This is a genomic window from Meiothermus hypogaeus (genome assembly GCF_003574035.1).
GTDB lineage: Bacteria > Deinococcota > Deinococci > Deinococcales > Thermaceae > Meiothermus > Meiothermus hypogaeus.
On record NZ_QWKY01000025.1, the window covers coordinates 25987 to 42324 of the forward strand.

Here is a 16338-nt window from a genome sequence, read left to right on the forward strand (position 1 = left end):
CTCCTTCGGAGCGTCGAGGGCCAGGAGTCCAGGGTCTAGCGCTTTGGACGCCCAACCCAGTAGCCTCGACGCTAGTCTTTCATTACCAGCCCGTGCTGGGCCAGGCAGTCCTTGATCTCCTGCAGGCTGCGATCGCCGATGCCCGGCACCTTCTTAAGTTCGCGTTCCGAAAGGGCCAGGAGGCTTTCCACGCTCTCGATGCCCTCTTCCTTGAGGTTATGCAGGACGCGGGTGGTCAGACCCAGGTCGTCCAGGGTCAGCCCTACCCCCTTGGAAACAGGGGCGGTTACGGGGGCTGCCGTAGAGGCAGAAGTGGCTACGGGGGTGACAGGGGCGGCTACCGGCGTGGGCTTGTGCTCGACCCGCACCACCGGCGATTGGTCGAAGAAACCCAGTTGTTCGCGCAGGATGGCTACCGATTGTTGCAGCACATCCATGGGCGAGACCGCGCCATTGGTCCAGATGCGCAAGGTCAGCTTGTCCAGGTCGGTACGCTGGCCCAGACGGGTATCCTCGACCTGGTAGGCCACGCGGCGCACAGGGGAGTAGAGGGCATCCACCGGGATGGAGGAGATACGGTCTTTGATGCCGTGTTTTTCCGCTGGCACGTATCCGGTTCCTTCGTCTACCCGCACTTCCATCACCAGCTTGCCCTTGTCCTCCAGGGTAGCAATGTACTGATCGGGGTTAACGATTTCGGCATCGGGAGGGCACTCGAGGTCGCGGGCATACACCACTTTGGGGCCGCTGGCCCGCAGGGTGAGGGTCTTGGGGCCGCTGCCGGGGTTGGCAAAGCGAACCACCAGCTCTTTCAGGTTCAAAATAAGCTGAATGGCATCTTCCTTGACCCCTGGAATGGTGGAAAACTCATGCAGGACGTCTTCGATGTAGACACTGGTAACAGCCGTACCGGGAATCGAGGAAAGCAAAATTCGGCGCAGGGGGTTGCCCAGGGTTACGCCGAAACCCCGCTCGAGGGGCTCGAGCACAAACTCGCCGTAGTTTCCGTCAATGCGGGCGTTGAAGACGGGGGCTTTGGTCTTGGTGGTTTCCAAACTAGAACCTCCTCGGAGGTGTCAATAGCTGATAGCGAATGGTGCTTTGCTATCGGCCAACGGCTATGAGCGATGGACTATCGGGAGTAGAACTCGATCACCAGTTGTTCGTTCACCGGCAAGGACAGCATTTCCCGCTCAGGCACGCGCAAGAAGCGTCCGGTCATGGTGTCGGCGTTGAACTCCAACCAGGGGAAGGTCTTGCGGTTTTTGAAGCGTTCGACATTCTGCACGATGAAATCCATCTTCTTTGCTTTTTCCGATACCTTGAGTTCGTCGCCCTGGCGCAGGCGATAACCAGGAACCGTCACCCGCTTGCCATTGACCAGGATGTGGCCATGGCGCACAAACTGACGAGCCTGACGGCGGGTAGAGGCAATACCCATGCGGAACACCACATTATCCAGACGGCTCTCAAGCAATTGCAAGAAAACCGTACCGGTCACGCCCTTCTTACGGCTGGCCTCTTCGAAGAGGTTGCGGAACTGCGTTTCCGAGACATCGTAGATGAAGCGCAGTTTTTGCTTCTCACGCAGACGCACTGCAAAATCGGAGGGGCGACCTCTGCGCTTCTGGCCGTGCTGGCCCGGCGCATAGGGGCGGCGATCCAGGTACTTTTGAACTTTTTCGGTCTCGGCCACGTTCACCCCAAGGTGACGTGCCACTTTTACGATTGGCCCTCTATAACGACCCATTCTTTCTCCTCCATCGGTCAGGAAGCCAACTTATTCATACTGCTTTTCCGACCGGGTTCCCAGGGTATGCGGGGCGAAGCAGGGAACCAAAGTTTCACCCCAGCAACCAACCTTCAAATCGTCTTGCGGAACTTCTTGCGGGGACGGCAGCCGTTGTGCGGCAAGGGGGTATCGTCCACAATCGAGCGCACCTGGAGCCCACTGGCCTGCAAAGCCCGGATGGCTTGCTCGCGGCCTGCCCCCGTGCCCCGTACCACCACTTCCACGCTGCTCATCCCAAAGCCTTGGGCTTTCTTGGCCGCGTCCATTGCCGCCAACTGCGCGGCGTAGGGCGTACCCTTGCGGCTGCCTTTGTAGCCGATCACCCCACCCGACGACCAGGTGACCGGGTGACCGTTGGTATCGGTAATGGTCACGATGGTGTTGTTGTAGGAGGCGTGAATAAACGCCTTTCCCATGCTAACCTGACGCTTAACTTTTTTCTTACGACTGGTGGCAGCTTTTTTCTCAGCCATACTCTCCTCGCGTTTGCTCCACACAAAAATGGGGGTGAAGCTCTATCAGGAGTCTCAACTGGCGTGTACACGATGCACTATTGCAGCATCTACGTTCCAGCTTTATCAGAGGGCGGTGGGCAGCGCAAAAAGTGTTTGACCCACCAGCCAAAACCCCACTTTATTTGCGGGGTGCCTTTTTCTTACCGGCCACGGTCTTGCGGGGACCTTTGCGGGTGCGGGCGTTGGTACGGGTACGCTGTCCCCGCACAGGCAATCCACGGCGGTGGCGCAATCCCCGGTAACAACCGATATCCATCAGGCGCTTGATATTGCTTGCAACCTCGGCGCGCAGCTCACCCTCGAGTTTGTAGGTGTTCTCCACAAACTCGCGCAGCCTGGCTACCTCGGCCTCGGTCAGGTCTTTGACCCGGGTGGCCGGATTGACGTTGGTAGCAGCAAGGGCCTCTTTCGCACGGGCCGGGCCCACTCCATACACGTAGGTCAGGGCAATGTCCACACGCTTGTTGCGGGGGATTTCCACACCAGAAATACGAGCCATCTCTTCACCTCCTTTCTAGATTCCCAATCAGCCTTGACGCTGCTTGTGGGTCGGGTCTTCGCAGATCACGTACACGCGACCGTGGCGCTTGATGACCTTGCATTTATCGCACATTTTCTTCACTGAGGTACGCACTTTCATGGTTTCTCCTTAGGAAGCGCACAAAACGCTCCAGCTCAAACGATTACCTTCTGTAAACAATCCTGCCCCGACTGGGATCGTAGGGGGTAATCTCGACTACCACCCGGTCTCCGGGCAGAATGCGGATGTAGTTCATGCGCATCTTGCCAGAAATGTAGCAGAGGATCTCGGGGCCGTTGTCGAGTTGGACCCGGAAGGTGGTGTTGGGCAACGCTTCGGTGATAACCCCTTCGGCTCGAATTGTGTCTTTTTCTTTGGCCAAGCACTTCCTCCTAGCGCAAATCCTGGCTATCGTCCGATCGGCACAGATTTCTGGCTCCCCGTCAAGAGGCGAGGGCCAGACTCGGTAATCAGCACCGTGTTTTCGTAGTGGGCCGCCAGGTTGCCTTTGCCAACCGTGGCCGTCCAACCATCCGCCAATATTACCATCTTGGCAGGGTACAAAGCAACCATCGGCTCGAAGGCCAGGGTCATGCCGGGGCGCAACTTGGGGCCTTTGCCGGGTTCACCGTAGTTGGGCACCTGGGGGTCTTCGTGCAGCTCACGCCCCACCCCATGTCCCACCATCTCGCGGATGCACCACAGACCATGCTGCTTCTCTACAAAATCCTGTACGGCTGCCGCCACATCGCCAATGCGTTTGCCAGGCTGTAGAAGCTCCAATCCCAACCAGAAGGCTTCCTCGGTCACCTGCATCAGCTTCTGAGCTTCGGGCGAAACCTTGCCCACGGCATAGGTGCGCGCCATGTCGGTGGTATAGCCATCGTGGGTGAAAAGGAAGTCGATCTTCAAAAGCTCGCCTTCGCGCAAAGGGCGCTTGGAGGGAAAGCCGTGCACCACCACATCGTCGATAGACATGCAAGTTGCACTGGGATAAGGCACCTGCCCACCCGCCCGGTAGCCGATCTGGGGTGCCTTTCCTCCTACCCGTTGAATGGCCCGCAGGATCATCTGGTCGAGCTCGAGGGTACTCACCCCAGGCCGAATATGCGGCTCCACTTCGGCAAAAATGGCGGTATGAAGCTGACCGGTTTTGGTCATCTTCTCGATTTCCCAGGGCGATTTGATGTGGATAGCCATAAATTTGGGATCAAAGGCCGCAGTCTCTAGGCCCGGACACCTAAAGCCTCCTGGATCGCCTGGTAGACCTCGTCCACCTTGCCCAGTCCATTGATTTCTTTAAGGCTACCGGTCTTTTTATAGTAATCCACCAGGGGCTGGGTTTTCTGGCGGTACTCGGTCATGCGGGCCCGGATGGTCTCCTCGTTATCGTCTGAGCGGCCTTCTTCCAGCGCCCGGCCCAGCAAGCGCCGCACCAGTTCGTCTTCGGGAGCCGTTACCAGCAAAACCCCCAGCAAGCGAATATGCTGCTCTTGCAAAAGCCGATCCAGGGCTTCCGCCTGGGCCAGGGTGCGGGGAAAACCATCAAAGATGACCTTGGGATCGGGCATGGCGGCTAGTTCTGCTCCAATAAGCCCCAGAATGATCTCGTCCGGAACCAGTTTCCCGGCATCCATGATGGGCTTGGCCAGCTTGCCCAGCTCGGTGCCACGGGCCACGTGGCTGCGCAAGATGTCGCCTGTCGAAAGCTGTTTGAACCCCATCTCGGAGGCCAGACGCTTGGCCTGGGTACCCTTGCCTGCGCCGGGGGGGCCTAGGAAGATGACAGCCTCTGCCATATCTTTAACCGTCTCCTTATCGCGTTTCCACTCTTCTTATTGCCTGCGTAGATCCCACACTCCGTCCGGCAGGGCCGATGATCTACAAATCAATAGCTGATTGCAGAAATTTGCGGCATCTTTAACCCTAGACCCTTGTCCCTCGGCATTTGAGGATCCGCGACGTCTGAAATTACCTACCCTAGCGAGTACGGCCCCGCAGGCGACCCTTGGACAAAAAGCCCTCGTAGTTTCGCATCTGCAACTGGGCCTCAATTTGGCGCAAGGTATCGAGCGCAACCCCCACCACAATCAACAGACTGATGCCCGAGAAGTGGAAAGCCAGGGTGGTGACGCCCGTCACGTTCTGCATGATGGTGGGCAGGGCCGCCACAATGCCCAGGAAGATAGCCCCCCACAAAGTCAGGCGGGAAACAATGTGCTCCAGGAACTTCACGGTGGGGTCACCGGGACGAATACCGGGAATGAAACCACCATATTCGCGCAGGTTCTCCGAAATTCGGCGCGGGTCGAACTGCACGGCGGTATAGACGTAGGTGAACCCCACAATCAGGAGTACCTCTATCAGCAAGCCGGGGAAACGGGAGGGGGTGAAAAAGTTGGCGACCCCCTGGGCTACCGGCGACTCGGGGAACACCCCGGTGATAAAGAGTGGGAGTTGGAGCAGGGCCGCTGCAAAGATAATGGGGATGACCCCCGCTGCGTTGAGTTTGATGGGGATGTACGTGGCTTGCCCACCAAACATCTTGCGGCCTACCTGCTTGCGGGCGTATTGCACCGGAATACGTCGCTCGGCTTGTTGCACTGCCGCCATCGCACCAAAGGCCAGCACGATAAAGGCCAGGAAGATCAAGAGGGCAATCAGGTTGACCTCACCGGTACGAACCAGACCAAAGGTTCGGCCCAGTTGCGGCAGCCAGGAAGCCACGATGCCCGCAAAGATCACCATACTGGTGCCATTGCCAATACCATACTCGGTGATCCGCTCGGCCATCCAGAGCAACAGGGCAATACCGGCTACCTGGGTAATCACCACCACAAAGTAAAAGAAGAAGCCAGGTTCCCAGCCGGGCAGCAGGAAAGCGCCATTGTTAGAACCCAAAAAGGCCGTGGCCAGGAACAAACCCTGTACCGCCCCCAGGGCAATACCGGCATAGCGGGTGTACTGGGTGATGATGCGACGGCCTTCTTCCCCTTCTTTTTGCAGCTTTTCCAGCGCCGGAATGACCGTGACCAGAAGCTGCATGATGATGGCAGCGGTGATGTAGGGCATGATGCCCAGGGCAAAAATCGAGAACTGCTCGAAGTTGCCACCGGAAAACAGGTTGATGAGACCCAGCGCGCTACCTGCCTGGGTGCCCAGGAAGTCGCGGATCTTGCTGATGTCCACCCCAGGGGTGGGGATAAAAGTACCCAGCCGATACAGCGCCAGCACCAGGAGCGTAAACAGTATGCGTTTACGCAGCTCGGGGATGACAAGCGCGGAGCGGAAGGCCGCGAGCATCTTAGGCCCCCTCGAGCACAACCGCTTCGCCGCCTACAGCCTTAAGTTTTTCTACCGCAGCTTGCGAGAACTTGTGGGCATGCACCTTGACACTGCTAGCATCTCCCTGAGCAAGCACCTTAACGGGATAGCCCGGACGCACCAGGCCCGCCTTGACCAGGGCTTCGGGGCTTACTTCGCCGGAAGCAAAGTGCTTGGCGATGGCGCCCAGGTTGACCACCTGGTACTCTACCCGCTTGAGTTCACCGTGGGAGTTGCTTTTCATGCCACGCTTGGGCAGGCGCATCAGCAGGGTGGAGCGACCACCTTCGAAGCGGGCCGAGTTTTTGAGGCCGCCCGAACGGGATTTCTGGCCCTTGTGGCCGCGCCCAGCAGTTTTGCCCTTGCCCGAGCCAGGACCCCGACCCACGCGCTTGGGGCGCTTATTGGCCCCCTGGTTGGGACGAATATCGGAGAGTTTCATTCCACTACCTCCACCAGGTGGGAAACCTTGCGAATTTGACCGCGCATGGCGGGGTTATCCTGTATCTCACGCACGCGGTTCATCTTGGTCAGACCCAGTACCTTGAGGGCGGCTTTCTGGTCTTTGGGATAGCCGATGGGGCTCTTGATCAACCGAACCTTGAAGGTAGCCATCAGGCCACCTCCTCGGGCTTGTTAGGTGCCTTACGCAGGCGCTTGACATCGTCCCAGGTCTGGAGTTGGCGCAGAGCTTCCATGGTGGCATAGGCGATATTGACCGAGTTACGGGAGCCCAGTTCCTTGGTCAGGATGTCGGTAATGCCGGCCAGCTCGAGGATGGCTCGGGGCACCTGGCCTGCAATTACCCCGGTGCCGGGCGCTGCAGGGCGCAGCAAGATGGTGGAAGAACCCCAGGTCACGCTGATTTCGTGGGGAATGGTGCCGTTCTGCAAGGGCACCTCGACCATCTCGCGCTTGGCGTAGTTGTTGGCTTTTTGCACCGCCATCGGGACTTCCTTGGCCTTGCCCAGGCCCAGACCTACCCGGCCTTGCCGGTCTCCGACCGCTACCAAAGCCCCAAAGCGGAAGCGGCGACCCCCCTGGTAGGTTTTGGAGGTACGGCGCACAAAGATCATCTTTTCTTCAAAATCGGTTTCAGGCATGTCAGCTCCTTTGGAGGCTAACGCTGATAACAAATAGCCGCTTAGCTACAGGTTATCGGCTGTCAGCTAGAACTCCAGTCCCCCTTCACGTGCAGCATCGGCCAGCGCCTTGACGCGCCCGTGATACTTGAAGGCGCCCCGGTCAAAAACCACCTGGGCAATACCCTTGGCCTTGGCCGCCTCAGCGATGGCAGCACCCACTTTCTTAGCGACCTCGGTTTTGTTGCCCGAAAGCTTGAGGGATTTGCTCGAGACGGCTGCCAGGGTCACCCCTTTGCTGTCGTCAATGATTTGGGCGTAGATGTGCTGCAAGCTGCGGTGAACGCTGAGGCGCAGGCGGCCCGAGGATTTAACAGCGTTGCGAACCCGGAACTTACGGCGGTCTTCAGTGGACAAACGAGCCACAGATTCTCCTTCCTCTGACACCCGCTCCCACCCTAGATGGATAGCGGGATCAATCTATTTACCTGCAGTCTTACCAGGCTTGGTCTTGACTACCTCATCGGCGTAACGAATACCCTTGGCGTGGTAAGCGTCGGGGGGGCGAACCGCCCGCACATTCGCGGCCACCTGTCCCACCAGTTGCTTATCAATACCCACGACTCGGATTTTGGTGGGTTCAGGCACCTCAAAGGTAATGCCGGCTGGTGGGGTGACGATATCCTTGTGGCTGTGCCCCACGGTGAGCTCGAGGTTCTTGCCCTGCATGGCCGCACGATAGCCAGTACCACTAATGAGCATTTCCTTCACGTAGCCTGCCGAAACCCCCTGGATGGCATTGGCAATAAGGGTGCGGGTCAGGCCGTGCAGGCTCCGGTGCGTACGGCTATCTGAGGGACGGCTCACGGTGATGACACCGTTTTCGTTCTTTACGGTCAGGTCAGTATGGACCGGCACGGTCAGTTCGCCCTTGGAACCCTTGACCTTGACAAGCCCGGTAGCCACTTCTACGGTCACGCCTTTGGGCAAGGTGATGGGTTGTTTTCCAATTCGAGACATGTTGTCTTTCTCCTTGATGGGGCCCCCGATTTGAGCGCGATTACTGCTTTGGGCAGAGCAACAGGGGCCATAACGCTGCTCTCGGGGACAGCTCAAATTGGGGTGGGATTACCACACCTCGCAAATCACTTCGCCGCCCACGCCCAGCTTACGGGCTTCGCGGTCGGGCAACAGACCTTTGGAAGTCGAGACAATCGCCAACCCCAGGCCACGGCGCACACTGGGTACATTCTCGGCAGTTACGTAAACCCGGCGGCCCGGGCGGCTCACCCGCTGGATGTGCTGGATCACTTGTTCACGGCGGGGACCGTATTTGAGGGTCAGGCGGAGGTAGGGCTTGCCGTCAACCTCTACCGGCTCCACCCCTTTGAGGAAACCTTCCTTGACAAGGATGCTGGCGATTTGCTGCTTGAACTTGGAAGCAGGCACATCCACGCTCTCCTTGTACACCTGGACTCCGTTGCGAATCCGGGTCAGCATATCGGCAATTGGATCACTGAGCATTGCGAAATCTCCTTCTTCATGGGCAGCTCTGTTTGGTCTGGAGGTTTGCGGAACCCGGTCTTGGCTAAGTTGGCCAACCAGCCAGTTCAGAACATCCACAGAGGGCACCCTTGGGATTGACCTTGCGGTATCGGTAAAAGCTTACCGACCTACAAAGCAACCTTTACCAGCTGGCTTTCTTGACACCCGGCAACTGACCCTTGTGGGCCATTTCGCGGAACTGAAGACGCGAGAGGCCGAAGTAACGCATAAAAGCCTTGGAACGGCCTGTCACTGCGCAGCGGTTCTTGTGGCGGGTCGGGCTGGCATCGCGGGGCAGCTCGGCCAGAGCAGCGTAATCACCCGCGGCTTTGAGGGCCGCCCGCTTGGCCGCGTACTTGGCGATGGTTTTTTGCTTGCGCTTCATCTTCTCGACTTGGGATTTCTTGGCCATGGTTTCACCTCCTTTCTAAAGCAGGTAGCAAAAGGGCTCAAACTTACTTCCGGAACGGGAACCCCAGGAGTTCCAGCAGGGCCCTAGCTTCCTCATCGTTCTTAGCTGTGGTGACCACTGCAATGTCCATCCCACGCACCGCATCCACCATATCAAAGGTGATTTCGGGGAAGATGGCTTGCTCGCGCAGACCCAGGTTGTAGTTGCCACGACCATCGAAGGCGCCTGGATTGACCCCACGGAAATCGCGGATACGGGGCAGGGCAATATTAACCAGCTTCTCGACAAAAATCCACATCCGATCACCCCGCAGGGTGACCCGCAGACCGATGGGCATGCCCTGGCGCAGCTTGAAGTTGGAGATGGATTTTTTCGCGCGGGTGATGGCCGGCTGCTGACCTGTGATGACGGCCAGTTCTTTGCCCGCCTTTTCCAGAATCCGGCTATCTTCCTTGGCCTCACCCAACCCCTGGTTAACTACAACCTTGACCAGGCGTGGCACCGCCATAATGTTATCGTAGCCAAAGCGCTTCATTAATTCGGGCCGAATCTCTTCGACGTAGCGTTTCTTGAGGGCAACTTCTAAAGGCATTCACAACCCCCTTATTTGGTATCCAGCACGCCATCGCACTTGGCGCAGACACGTGCCTTGGTACCGTCGGGTAGCACCTTCTTGCGGATACGTGTCGGCTTCTCGCAGCTCGGGCAAATCGGCATAACCTTCGAAGCATGGATTGGTGCTTCGCTCTCGATAAAGCCCCCCTGGGGGTTGCGGGGGTTGGGGCGTACCGCACGCTTGATCAGGTTCAGCCCCTCCACCACCACCATACCCTCCTTGGGCATGACGGCCTTGACTTTGCCGGTTTCACCGCGCAGTCCTTCCTTGCCGGAAAGAACCACTACAGTGTCCCCTTTTTTAACGTGTACCTTGGACATTATTCCTCCGATTTTGCTCCAGGGCCAAGACAGCCAAGTCCTTGACACCAAATGGCCAGTCTACCAGAAATCGCCCTGAAAAGCATCCTTCACTCGAGGCTTGTCGGGGTCGGGGGTCGGTTTTGACCCAGACAAGCTGGGCGCGGGACAGGAGACTCCGGAAGCCTCCCGTGTATCGGAAACAACTTGCCTACGGCAAGAACCCGCCACCCTGTCTATGGGTCAGAGCACCTCAGGGGCCAGCGAAACGATCTTCATGAACCCGCGTTCGCGCAGTTCGCGGGCCACCGGGCCAAACACACGGGTTCCACGGGGCTCGTTCTGGGGGTTGATGATGACTGCAGCATTGGTGTCGAAACGAATGGAAGAACCGTCCTGACGACGGATTTCCTTGGCCGTCCGCACCACCACCGCCTTGACCACATCCCCTTCCTTGACCATGCCCCTGGGGATGGCTTCCTTCACCGAAGCCACGATCACGTCGCCCACACCAGCGTACTTGCGGTAGTGGCCGCCCATCACCCGGATACAGGCAATTTTGCGCGCGCCGGTATTGTCGGCGACTTCCAGCACGGTTTCTTGCTGAATCACGCTTTACCACGCTCCTTACGCAGCAGGTAGCGCTCGACCAAGTCCATACGGCCTTCCTCGAGACGCCCCACCACCACAAATTTCTTGTTTTTCGATATCGGGGTAGCTTCCCTGATCTCAACGATATCGCCGAGTTTGTACTGGTCGTTTTCGTCGTGGGCGAGGTACTTTTTGGATTGCTTGATAACCTTGCCGTACAGCGGGTGTTGCATCTGGCGCTCGACCAGAACCGTAACGGTCTTCTGCGCCTTATCGCTTACCACCACGCCGGTTAGAACTTTTTTGGGCATCGTAGACTCCTTTTTTAAGCTTTCTTGGCGCGGGGCTTTTGCGCGGGGGCTTTGGCCTTGGCAGCCGTCCTCTTCCCGGCCTGGGTGGGCTTGGCTTCAACCTCGTTCGCCCCCTCAACCCCCCTGGCCTTCTCACCCAGCACGGTCATCATGCGGGCAATCTCGCGCTTGGCTTCAGCTACCCGATGGTTTTTATCCAGTTGCCCAATGCTGGACTGAAAGCGCAGCTCCATCAGCTCTTTCTTGGTGTCCTGGATTCGCTTTTGCAACTCCGACACCGGCAGTTTGCGCAGCTCACTGGGCTTCGTCGTAGGCATCGCGTCTCACCACCTTAGTTTGCATGGGCAGTTTGTGTCCGGCCAGACGAAGGGCTTCACGGGCCTGCTCTTCAGTCACGCCGGACACTTCAAACATCACCCGACCAGGCTTCACCACGGCCACGTACCCCTCCACGTTCCCCTTTCCTTTACCCATCCGGACTTCCAGGGGCTTCTTGGTAAAGGGTTTGTCAGGGAAGATACGGATAAAAATCTTACCCCCACGGCGGAAGTGGCGCACCATCGCCACACGGGCTGCTTCGATCTGCTGGCTGGTAACCCAGGTAGGCTCCATGGCTACCAGGCCCCACTCGCCAAAGGCCACATAGTCGCCCCCTTTGGCGGTACCCCGCATCCGGCCCCGGTGGGCCTTGCGGTATTTCATGCGTTTGGGCATCAACATGCTTTACTCACCTTCCTTGGCACCAGCACCAGCCTTACGCACCGCCGAGCGGCGACGGGGCTTGCTGTCCTCGCGGTCACGCTTGGGAGCTGCGGGACGCGCCGTGGGCGCGGCACCCGGCACGACCTTCTTGCCGCCAATCACTTCGCCCATGAAGACATAGGCCTTGACGCCGAGCGAACCGTAGGTGGTCTCGGCACGGGCCGTACCATAGTCGATATTAGCCCGCAAGGTATGCAGAGGCACCCGGCCCTCGGCAGCCCACTCCACACGAGCCTGTTCGGCGCCGCCAATACGGCCCGAGACCACAATTTTGGCCCCCTGCGCCCCGGATTCGCGCACCCGCTGCACGGCTTGCTTTATGCTGCGGCGCACAGCGAAGCGGCGTTCGATCTGTTCGGCCACGCGCTGGGCGACCAGGGGTGCCGACAGATTGGGGTTGCCCACTTCCTGCACGTTCAGAGCGACGGTTTTGCCGGGAAACTTGTTTTGCAAGGTTTCGCGCAAGCGCTTGATGGTTTCGCCGCCCCGACCAATCACCACGCCGGGCTTGGCCGCATAAACGGTAATGGCAATGTTGTCAGCCGCACGTTCGATATCTATACGCGCCAGGCCCGCAGGACGCAGCTCTTTCTCGATGGTGTGGCGGATCAGGCGGTCATCTTGAATGATCTTGGCATATGTCTTCTTACCTGCGTACCAGCGCGACTCAAACTCGCGGGTGATACCCAGGCGCAAGCCTACGGGATTGATTTTGTTACCCATTTTTCTCCCCCACGATGATGGTGATGTGGCTGGTACGCTTCTTGATCATGTTGGCGCTCCCCCGGGCACGGGGCAGCATCCGCTTGATGGCGGGGCCCTCGTCCACATAGGCCGCCTTGACGAAGATCTGGTCTTCGATCATGTTCTTACGGTCATCGTTCATGCCGTTGGCGGCTGCCGACTCGAGCACCTTGGCCACAATCTCCGAAGCGCGGTGCGGGGTGTATTTGAGGATGGCGCGGGCTTCTTCCAGCTTCTTGCCACGAATCAGGTCTACCACCAGGCGCACCTTTTGTGGCGACATACGGACGTGCCGGGCAGTGGCCAGGGCATAGGTATGGGCCGTCTCGGCCTTGAGGGCCTCGCTTTTCTGGCGTAGTGACATCCTGGCATAGCGCTTTAGACCCGCCGAGCCGGGGTGATGAACATCACGGAGGTCATTGTGAATGTCCTTGCGGTCACTCTTTCTCAAACGACGTTTGGCTTCCATGACTCACCCCTTATTTCTTGGCAGCGGTCTTGGCCTCACGGCTATGACCCCTGTAGGTGCGGGTGGGCGAGAATTCGCCCAGCTTGTGCCCGACCATCTGTTCGGTCACATAGACCGGTACGTGCTGTTTGCCGTTGTAGACCGCCAGGGTGTGGCCAATCATCTCTGGCACGATGGTGCTCCGACGGCTCCAGGTCTTGATCACCCGCTTCTCGCCTTTGGCGTTCATCGCCTCGACTTTTTCCAGCAGGTGGCTTTCCACGAAAATTCCTTTTTTCAAACTGCGTGGCATAGTGCACCTCTACTTGCGACGAGACACGATAAGCGCGCTCGAGGGCTTCTTCTTCTTGCGGGTCTTGAGACCTTTAGCTTGCTGGCCCCAGGGCGAAACCGGCGGGCGACCCCGCGGTGCCCGGCCTTCCCCACCACCGTGCGGGTGATCCACCGGGTTCATGACCGTACCGCGCACGTGGCCCTTACGGCCCTTGTGGCGGTTGCGACCTGCCTTACCTATCACAATGTTTTTGTGATCGCTGTTGGAAACCACCCCAATAGTGGCAAAGCACTCCCCGTGTACCTTGCGCAGCTCGCCCGAGGGCAGCCGCAGGATCACGTAATCGCCTTCACGGCCCTGTACCTGCACGCTGGTACCCGCGCTGCGGGCCATCTTGGCCCCTTTGCCAGGCTCGAGCTCCACCGCATGAATCACCGTACCTACCGGGATAAAGCGCAGGGGCAAGGCGTTCCCTACCGCGATGGCGGCTTCAGGCCCGCTGATGACGGTGCTGTCCACGCGCAGGGAGTCGGGTGCCAGGATGTAGCGCTTCTCGCCATCGCGGTAGAACAGGAGGGCGATGCGGGCGGTACGGTTGGGGTCGTACTCGATGGCCGCTACCCGCGCAGGAATACCCACCTTGTCGCGGCGGCGGAAGTCGATGATACGGTAGAGCTGCTTGTGCCCCCCGGAAATAAACCGGCTGGTGGTGCGGCCCTGGTTGTTGCGCCCCCCGGTTTTTTTCATTGGGGCGGTGAGGCTCTTCTCCGGACGCTTTTTGGTCAAATCGGAGAAGTCCGCTACCGTCATGAAGCGGCGCGATGGTGTGTAGGGTCTGAACTTCTTTACTGCCATTTTCTCTTCCTCTCACTTGATACGGACTAACCGAGTCGTCCTGATGCCAAGTGGATTTTTTTGCCCCTTCATCCGCCCCTGTTTGTGAGATAGACAGGTTTGGCTCGGTCTCGAGGCATCCGGGGTGGTAGGTAGTGGTACAGGAAAAGCCTTTCTTGCCGCCTGACCCTCTACCCGCTACCTCCTTCTTAAAGCCCTCAAAAGATCGGAACCCACCGATCAGATCAGTCCTTCCAGGGCTTCGATCTTCTGTCCAGCAGCCACCGTCACGATGGCCTTCTTACGGTCGGGGCGCTTGCCGGCAAAACGGCCCAAGCGCTTATCCTTGCCCAGGGTGTTCTGGGTATTGACCCGCACCACCTTGACCTTAAAAGCGGCCTCTACGGCATTGGCAATCTCGGTCTTATTGGCTTTGGGGTGCACCCAGAAGGTATAAATCCCCTCAGCGAAGCGGCCATAGGCTTTTTCGGACAAGACGGGTTGAATGATTACGTCGTGGGGCGTTTTCATCAGGCTTCACCCCTTTCGCTGCGGCTTACTCGAGCCTGCACGCCTTCCCAGGCACTCGCCTCCATCACCAGAGCTTCCTGGCGCATGATGTCGTAGACGTTGAGTCCCTCGGGCGCCAGCACCCGTACCCTGGGCAGGTTGCGGGCTGCGCGGGCTACCTTTTCGTCGCTGGTAACCAGCAGGATGGTGTGGCCCTCGAGGTTGTGGGCTTTGAGCCAGGCCACGAACTCCTTGGTTTTGCCGTTGACGCCCTTGAAGTCTTCGGCCAGGAAGAGCTTGCCTTCCCTGGCGCGGTCGGCCAGGGCCATACCCAGCCCCAGCTTGCGTACTTTTTTGGGCAGGGTGTAGCTGTAGTCGCGGGGTTGCGGGCCGAAAACCGTACCACCCCCCACGAAGATGGGCGCACCATAGTCGCCGTGGCGGGCCCGCCCGGTGTGCTTTTGGCCGTACATCTTTTTGGTGGTGAAGTTCACCATGCCACGGGTCTTGGTAGCAGCGGTACCCCGGCGACGCGAGGCCAGTTGCCAGCGCACCACCTCGTAGAGCACGTGGCTGTTCACCTTTTCAGGAAGCGTTGCCTCCACGGTTTTGTTGCTTCCGAGCACCGGAAGGTTATACATCACTTACCTCCCTTTCCGGCCTTGAGGGCGGGTACTTTGCTGGTCTGGCGCACCACCACCAGGCTACCGTTGGCCCCCGGGACCGAGCCCTTGACCAGAATCAGGTTCTCGCCCTCGAGCACGTCCACGACCTCGAGGCCCTGGATGGTCACTTTTTCGTTACCCCAGCGCCCGGCCATCTTCTTACCCTTGAAAACCCGGCCTGGCGTCTTGCGGTTACCGATCGAGCCGCCGTGGCGGTGAATCTTGTGGGCTCCGTGCGAGTCGTTACCCCCCGCAAAGTTCCACTTCTTCATTACGCCGGTAAAGCCGTGGCCTTTAGAGGTGCCGGTCACATCCACCACTTCCCCCGGGTTGAAGATGCTCACCGTAACGGTATCACCGTCTGGATTGAAGCCCCGCAGCTCCCGCAGGAACTTCACCGGCTCAACCCCCGCCCTGGCAAAATGCCCCTTGGCTGGTTTGTTGACCCGCTGGGCCTTCTGACTCTGGAAACCCAGCTGAACTGCCTCGTAGCCATCCTTATCGACGGTTTTGCGCTGCACTACGGGACAGGGGCCTGCCAGAATCACCGTCACAGGAACAGCTTTATCGCCCTTCCAGACCTGGGTCATGCCCACTTTGGTTCCAAGGATGCCCTTCATTAGCGGCCTCCTACCATCTTGAGTTCGATCTCGACCCCGGTGGGCAGGTCGAGGTTACGCAACCCCTCGATGGTCTTGGGGGTAGGGTCGGTGATGTCTACCAGGCGGTTATGGGTACGCAGCTCGAAGTGCTCGCGGCTGTCCTTGTGTTTGAAGGGGCCCCGCAGCACGGTAAAGCGGCGGATGCGGGTGGGCAGGGGCACCGGGCCCGCCACCTGTGCACCGCTACGGCGGGCCGTTTCCACAATCTTGGCGGCCGAAGCATCCAAGCTCTTGTGGTCAAAGCCCCGAAGTTTGATACGAATCTTTGGCATTCAGGGCCTCCCTTACTCGATAATCTTCGCCACCACACCAGCGCCCACGGTGCGACCGCCTTCACGGATGGCGAAGCGCAGACCTTCCTCCATGGCGATGGGCTTGATCAGCTCCACCGTGAAGGTGATGTTGTCCCCC

At 58.8% G+C, this 16338-nt stretch carries 30 protein-coding genes and 1 pseudogene; all 31 read right to left on the reverse strand.

The window, feature by feature from the left end; all coding sequences use genetic code 11:
* Positions 1-71 precede the first annotated feature (71 nt).
* On the reverse strand, positions 72-1055 hold the full coding sequence (locus Mhypo_RS08265) for a DNA-directed RNA polymerase subunit alpha (RefSeq protein ID WP_119340830.1): 984 nt from the start codon (positions 1053-1055) through the stop codon (positions 72-74).
* Positions 1056-1132: 77 nt separating this feature from the next.
* Positions 1133-1750, reverse strand: a complete 618-nt coding sequence (gene rpsD / locus Mhypo_RS08270; RefSeq protein WP_119340831.1) for a 30S ribosomal protein S4 — start codon at positions 1748-1750, stop codon at positions 1133-1135.
* A 113-nt stretch (positions 1751-1863) separates the two neighbouring features.
* Positions 1864-2265, reverse strand: coding sequence for a 30S ribosomal protein S11 (gene rpsK, locus Mhypo_RS08275; RefSeq protein WP_119340832.1), 402 nt, complete (start codon positions 2263-2265; stop codon positions 1864-1866).
* Positions 2266-2425: 160 nt separating this feature from the next.
* Positions 2426-2806, reverse strand: a complete 381-nt coding sequence (rpsM, locus tag Mhypo_RS08280) for a 30S ribosomal protein S13 (protein WP_027876089.1) — start codon at positions 2804-2806, stop codon at positions 2426-2428.
* A gap of 27 nt (positions 2807-2833) precedes the next feature.
* Positions 2834-2947, reverse strand: coding sequence for a 50S ribosomal protein L36 (rpmJ, locus tag Mhypo_RS08285; RefSeq protein ID WP_013014843.1), 114 nt, complete (start codon positions 2945-2947; stop codon positions 2834-2836).
* A 43-nt stretch (positions 2948-2990) separates the two neighbouring features.
* Positions 2991-3209, reverse strand: a complete 219-nt coding sequence (infA, locus tag Mhypo_RS08290; RefSeq protein WP_027882090.1) for a translation initiation factor IF-1 — start codon at positions 3207-3209, stop codon at positions 2991-2993.
* Between the two features lie 26 nt (positions 3210-3235).
* Entirely contained in the window at positions 3236-4027 is a 792-nt protein-coding gene (gene map / locus Mhypo_RS08295; RefSeq protein WP_119340833.1) for a type I methionyl aminopeptidase, read from the reverse strand.
* Positions 4028-4053: 26 nt separating this feature from the next.
* On the reverse strand, positions 4054-4626 hold the full coding sequence (locus tag Mhypo_RS08300; RefSeq protein WP_119340834.1) for an adenylate kinase: 573 nt from the start codon (positions 4624-4626) through the stop codon (positions 4054-4056).
* 181 nt (positions 4627-4807) lie between these two features.
* Positions 4808-6130, reverse strand: coding sequence for a preprotein translocase subunit SecY (secY, locus tag Mhypo_RS08305; RefSeq protein ID WP_119340835.1), 1323 nt, complete (start codon positions 6128-6130; stop codon positions 4808-4810).
* A 1-nt stretch (position 6131) separates the two neighbouring features.
* Positions 6132-6593, reverse strand: a complete 462-nt coding sequence (gene rplO, locus Mhypo_RS08310) for a 50S ribosomal protein L15 (RefSeq protein WP_119340836.1) — start codon at positions 6591-6593, stop codon at positions 6132-6134.
* A complete protein-coding gene (gene rpmD / locus Mhypo_RS08315; protein WP_119340837.1) occupies positions 6590-6766 on the reverse strand; it encodes a 50S ribosomal protein L30 in 177 nt (58 codons plus the stop codon). The genes rplO and rpmD overlap by 4 nt, the downstream gene beginning before the upstream one ends.
* On the reverse strand, positions 6766-7254 hold the full coding sequence (gene rpsE, locus Mhypo_RS08320) for a 30S ribosomal protein S5 (RefSeq protein ID WP_119340838.1): 489 nt from the start codon (positions 7252-7254) through the stop codon (positions 6766-6768). Before rpsE ends, rpmD begins: the two co-directional genes overlap by 1 nt.
* 66 nt (positions 7255-7320) lie before the next feature.
* A complete protein-coding gene (rplR, locus tag Mhypo_RS08325) occupies positions 7321-7659 on the reverse strand; it encodes a 50S ribosomal protein L18 (protein ID WP_119340839.1) in 339 nt (112 codons plus the stop codon).
* A gap of 54 nt (positions 7660-7713) precedes the next feature.
* Positions 7714-8253, reverse strand: coding sequence for a 50S ribosomal protein L6 (gene rplF / locus Mhypo_RS08330; RefSeq protein ID WP_119340840.1), 540 nt, complete (start codon positions 8251-8253; stop codon positions 7714-7716).
* 108 nt (positions 8254-8361) lie between these two features.
* Positions 8362-8757 (reverse strand): 30S ribosomal protein S8, encoded by a 396-nt coding sequence (gene rpsH, locus Mhypo_RS08335; RefSeq protein ID WP_119340841.1) that lies wholly within the window; start codon positions 8755-8757, stop codon positions 8362-8364.
* Between the two features lie 163 nt (positions 8758-8920).
* Positions 8921-9190, reverse strand: a complete 270-nt coding sequence (gene rpsN, locus Mhypo_RS08340; protein WP_119340842.1) for a 30S ribosomal protein S14 — start codon at positions 9188-9190, stop codon at positions 8921-8923.
* A 43-nt stretch (positions 9191-9233) separates the two neighbouring features.
* Complete coding sequence (gene rplE, locus Mhypo_RS08345; protein WP_119340843.1) at positions 9234-9782, reverse strand: 50S ribosomal protein L5; 549 nt, start codon at positions 9780-9782, stop codon at positions 9234-9236.
* 11 nt (positions 9783-9793) lie between these two features.
* The gene (gene rplX / locus Mhypo_RS08350; RefSeq protein ID WP_119340856.1) at positions 9794-10129 is read right to left on the reverse strand and encodes a 50S ribosomal protein L24; all 336 of its coding nucleotides are present in this window, start codon (positions 10127-10129) and stop codon (positions 9794-9796) included.
* Positions 10130-10348: 219 nt separating this feature from the next.
* Positions 10349-10717 carry a 50S ribosomal protein L14 gene (gene rplN / locus Mhypo_RS08355; RefSeq protein ID WP_119340844.1) on the reverse strand — a complete coding sequence of 123 codons (369 nt, stop codon included), beginning with the start codon at positions 10715-10717 and terminating at the stop codon, positions 10349-10351.
* Positions 10714-11007, reverse strand: coding sequence for a 30S ribosomal protein S17 (rpsQ, locus tag Mhypo_RS08360; RefSeq protein WP_119340845.1), 294 nt, complete (start codon positions 11005-11007; stop codon positions 10714-10716). The genes rplN and rpsQ overlap by 4 nt, the downstream gene beginning before the upstream one ends.
* Positions 11008-11129: 122 nt before the next feature.
* Positions 11130-11324: pseudogene (rpmC, locus tag Mhypo_RS08365) on the reverse strand (50S ribosomal protein L29); the annotation flags it as partial.
* The gene (rplP, locus tag Mhypo_RS08370) at positions 11302-11727 is read right to left on the reverse strand and encodes a 50S ribosomal protein L16 (RefSeq protein WP_119340846.1); all 426 of its coding nucleotides are present in this window, start codon (positions 11725-11727) and stop codon (positions 11302-11304) included. The pseudogene rpmC and the gene rplP, both read right to left, overlap by 23 nt.
* A gap of 3 nt (positions 11728-11730) precedes the next feature.
* Positions 11731-12492, reverse strand: a complete 762-nt coding sequence (gene rpsC, locus Mhypo_RS08375) for a 30S ribosomal protein S3 (RefSeq protein WP_119340847.1) — start codon at positions 12490-12492, stop codon at positions 11731-11733.
* Positions 12485-12877 carry a 50S ribosomal protein L22 gene (rplV, locus tag Mhypo_RS08380; protein WP_222592825.1) on the reverse strand — a complete coding sequence of 131 codons (393 nt, stop codon included), beginning with the start codon at positions 12875-12877 and terminating at the stop codon, positions 12485-12487. The genes rpsC and rplV overlap by 8 nt, the downstream gene beginning before the upstream one ends.
* A gap of 115 nt (positions 12878-12992) precedes the next feature.
* Positions 12993-13274 carry a 30S ribosomal protein S19 gene (rpsS, locus tag Mhypo_RS08385; protein WP_119340849.1) on the reverse strand — a complete coding sequence of 94 codons (282 nt, stop codon included), beginning with the start codon at positions 13272-13274 and terminating at the stop codon, positions 12993-12995.
* A 9-nt stretch (positions 13275-13283) separates the two neighbouring features.
* The gene (gene rplB / locus Mhypo_RS08390) at positions 13284-14111 is read right to left on the reverse strand and encodes a 50S ribosomal protein L2 (RefSeq protein WP_119340850.1); all 828 of its coding nucleotides are present in this window, start codon (positions 14109-14111) and stop codon (positions 13284-13286) included.
* Positions 14112-14330: 219 nt separating this feature from the next.
* Entirely contained in the window at positions 14331-14621 is a 291-nt protein-coding gene (locus Mhypo_RS08395) for a 50S ribosomal protein L23 (RefSeq protein WP_119340851.1), read from the reverse strand.
* Positions 14621-15241 (reverse strand): 50S ribosomal protein L4, encoded by a 621-nt coding sequence (rplD, locus tag Mhypo_RS08400; RefSeq protein ID WP_119340852.1) that lies wholly within the window; start codon positions 15239-15241, stop codon positions 14621-14623. The genes Mhypo_RS08395 and rplD overlap by 1 nt, the downstream gene beginning before the upstream one ends.
* On the reverse strand, positions 15241-15885 hold the full coding sequence (rplC, locus tag Mhypo_RS08405; RefSeq protein WP_119340853.1) for a 50S ribosomal protein L3: 645 nt from the start codon (positions 15883-15885) through the stop codon (positions 15241-15243). The genes rplD and rplC overlap by 1 nt, the downstream gene beginning before the upstream one ends.
* On the reverse strand, positions 15885-16199 hold the full coding sequence (gene rpsJ / locus Mhypo_RS08410) for a 30S ribosomal protein S10 (protein ID WP_119340854.1): 315 nt from the start codon (positions 16197-16199) through the stop codon (positions 15885-15887). Before rpsJ ends, rplC begins: the two co-directional genes overlap by 1 nt.
* A 12-nt stretch (positions 16200-16211) precedes the next feature.
* A partial coding sequence (locus tag Mhypo_RS08415) for an EF-Tu C-terminal domain-related protein (protein ID WP_476738584.1) occupies positions 16212-16338 on the reverse strand: 127 nt, incomplete at its 5' end.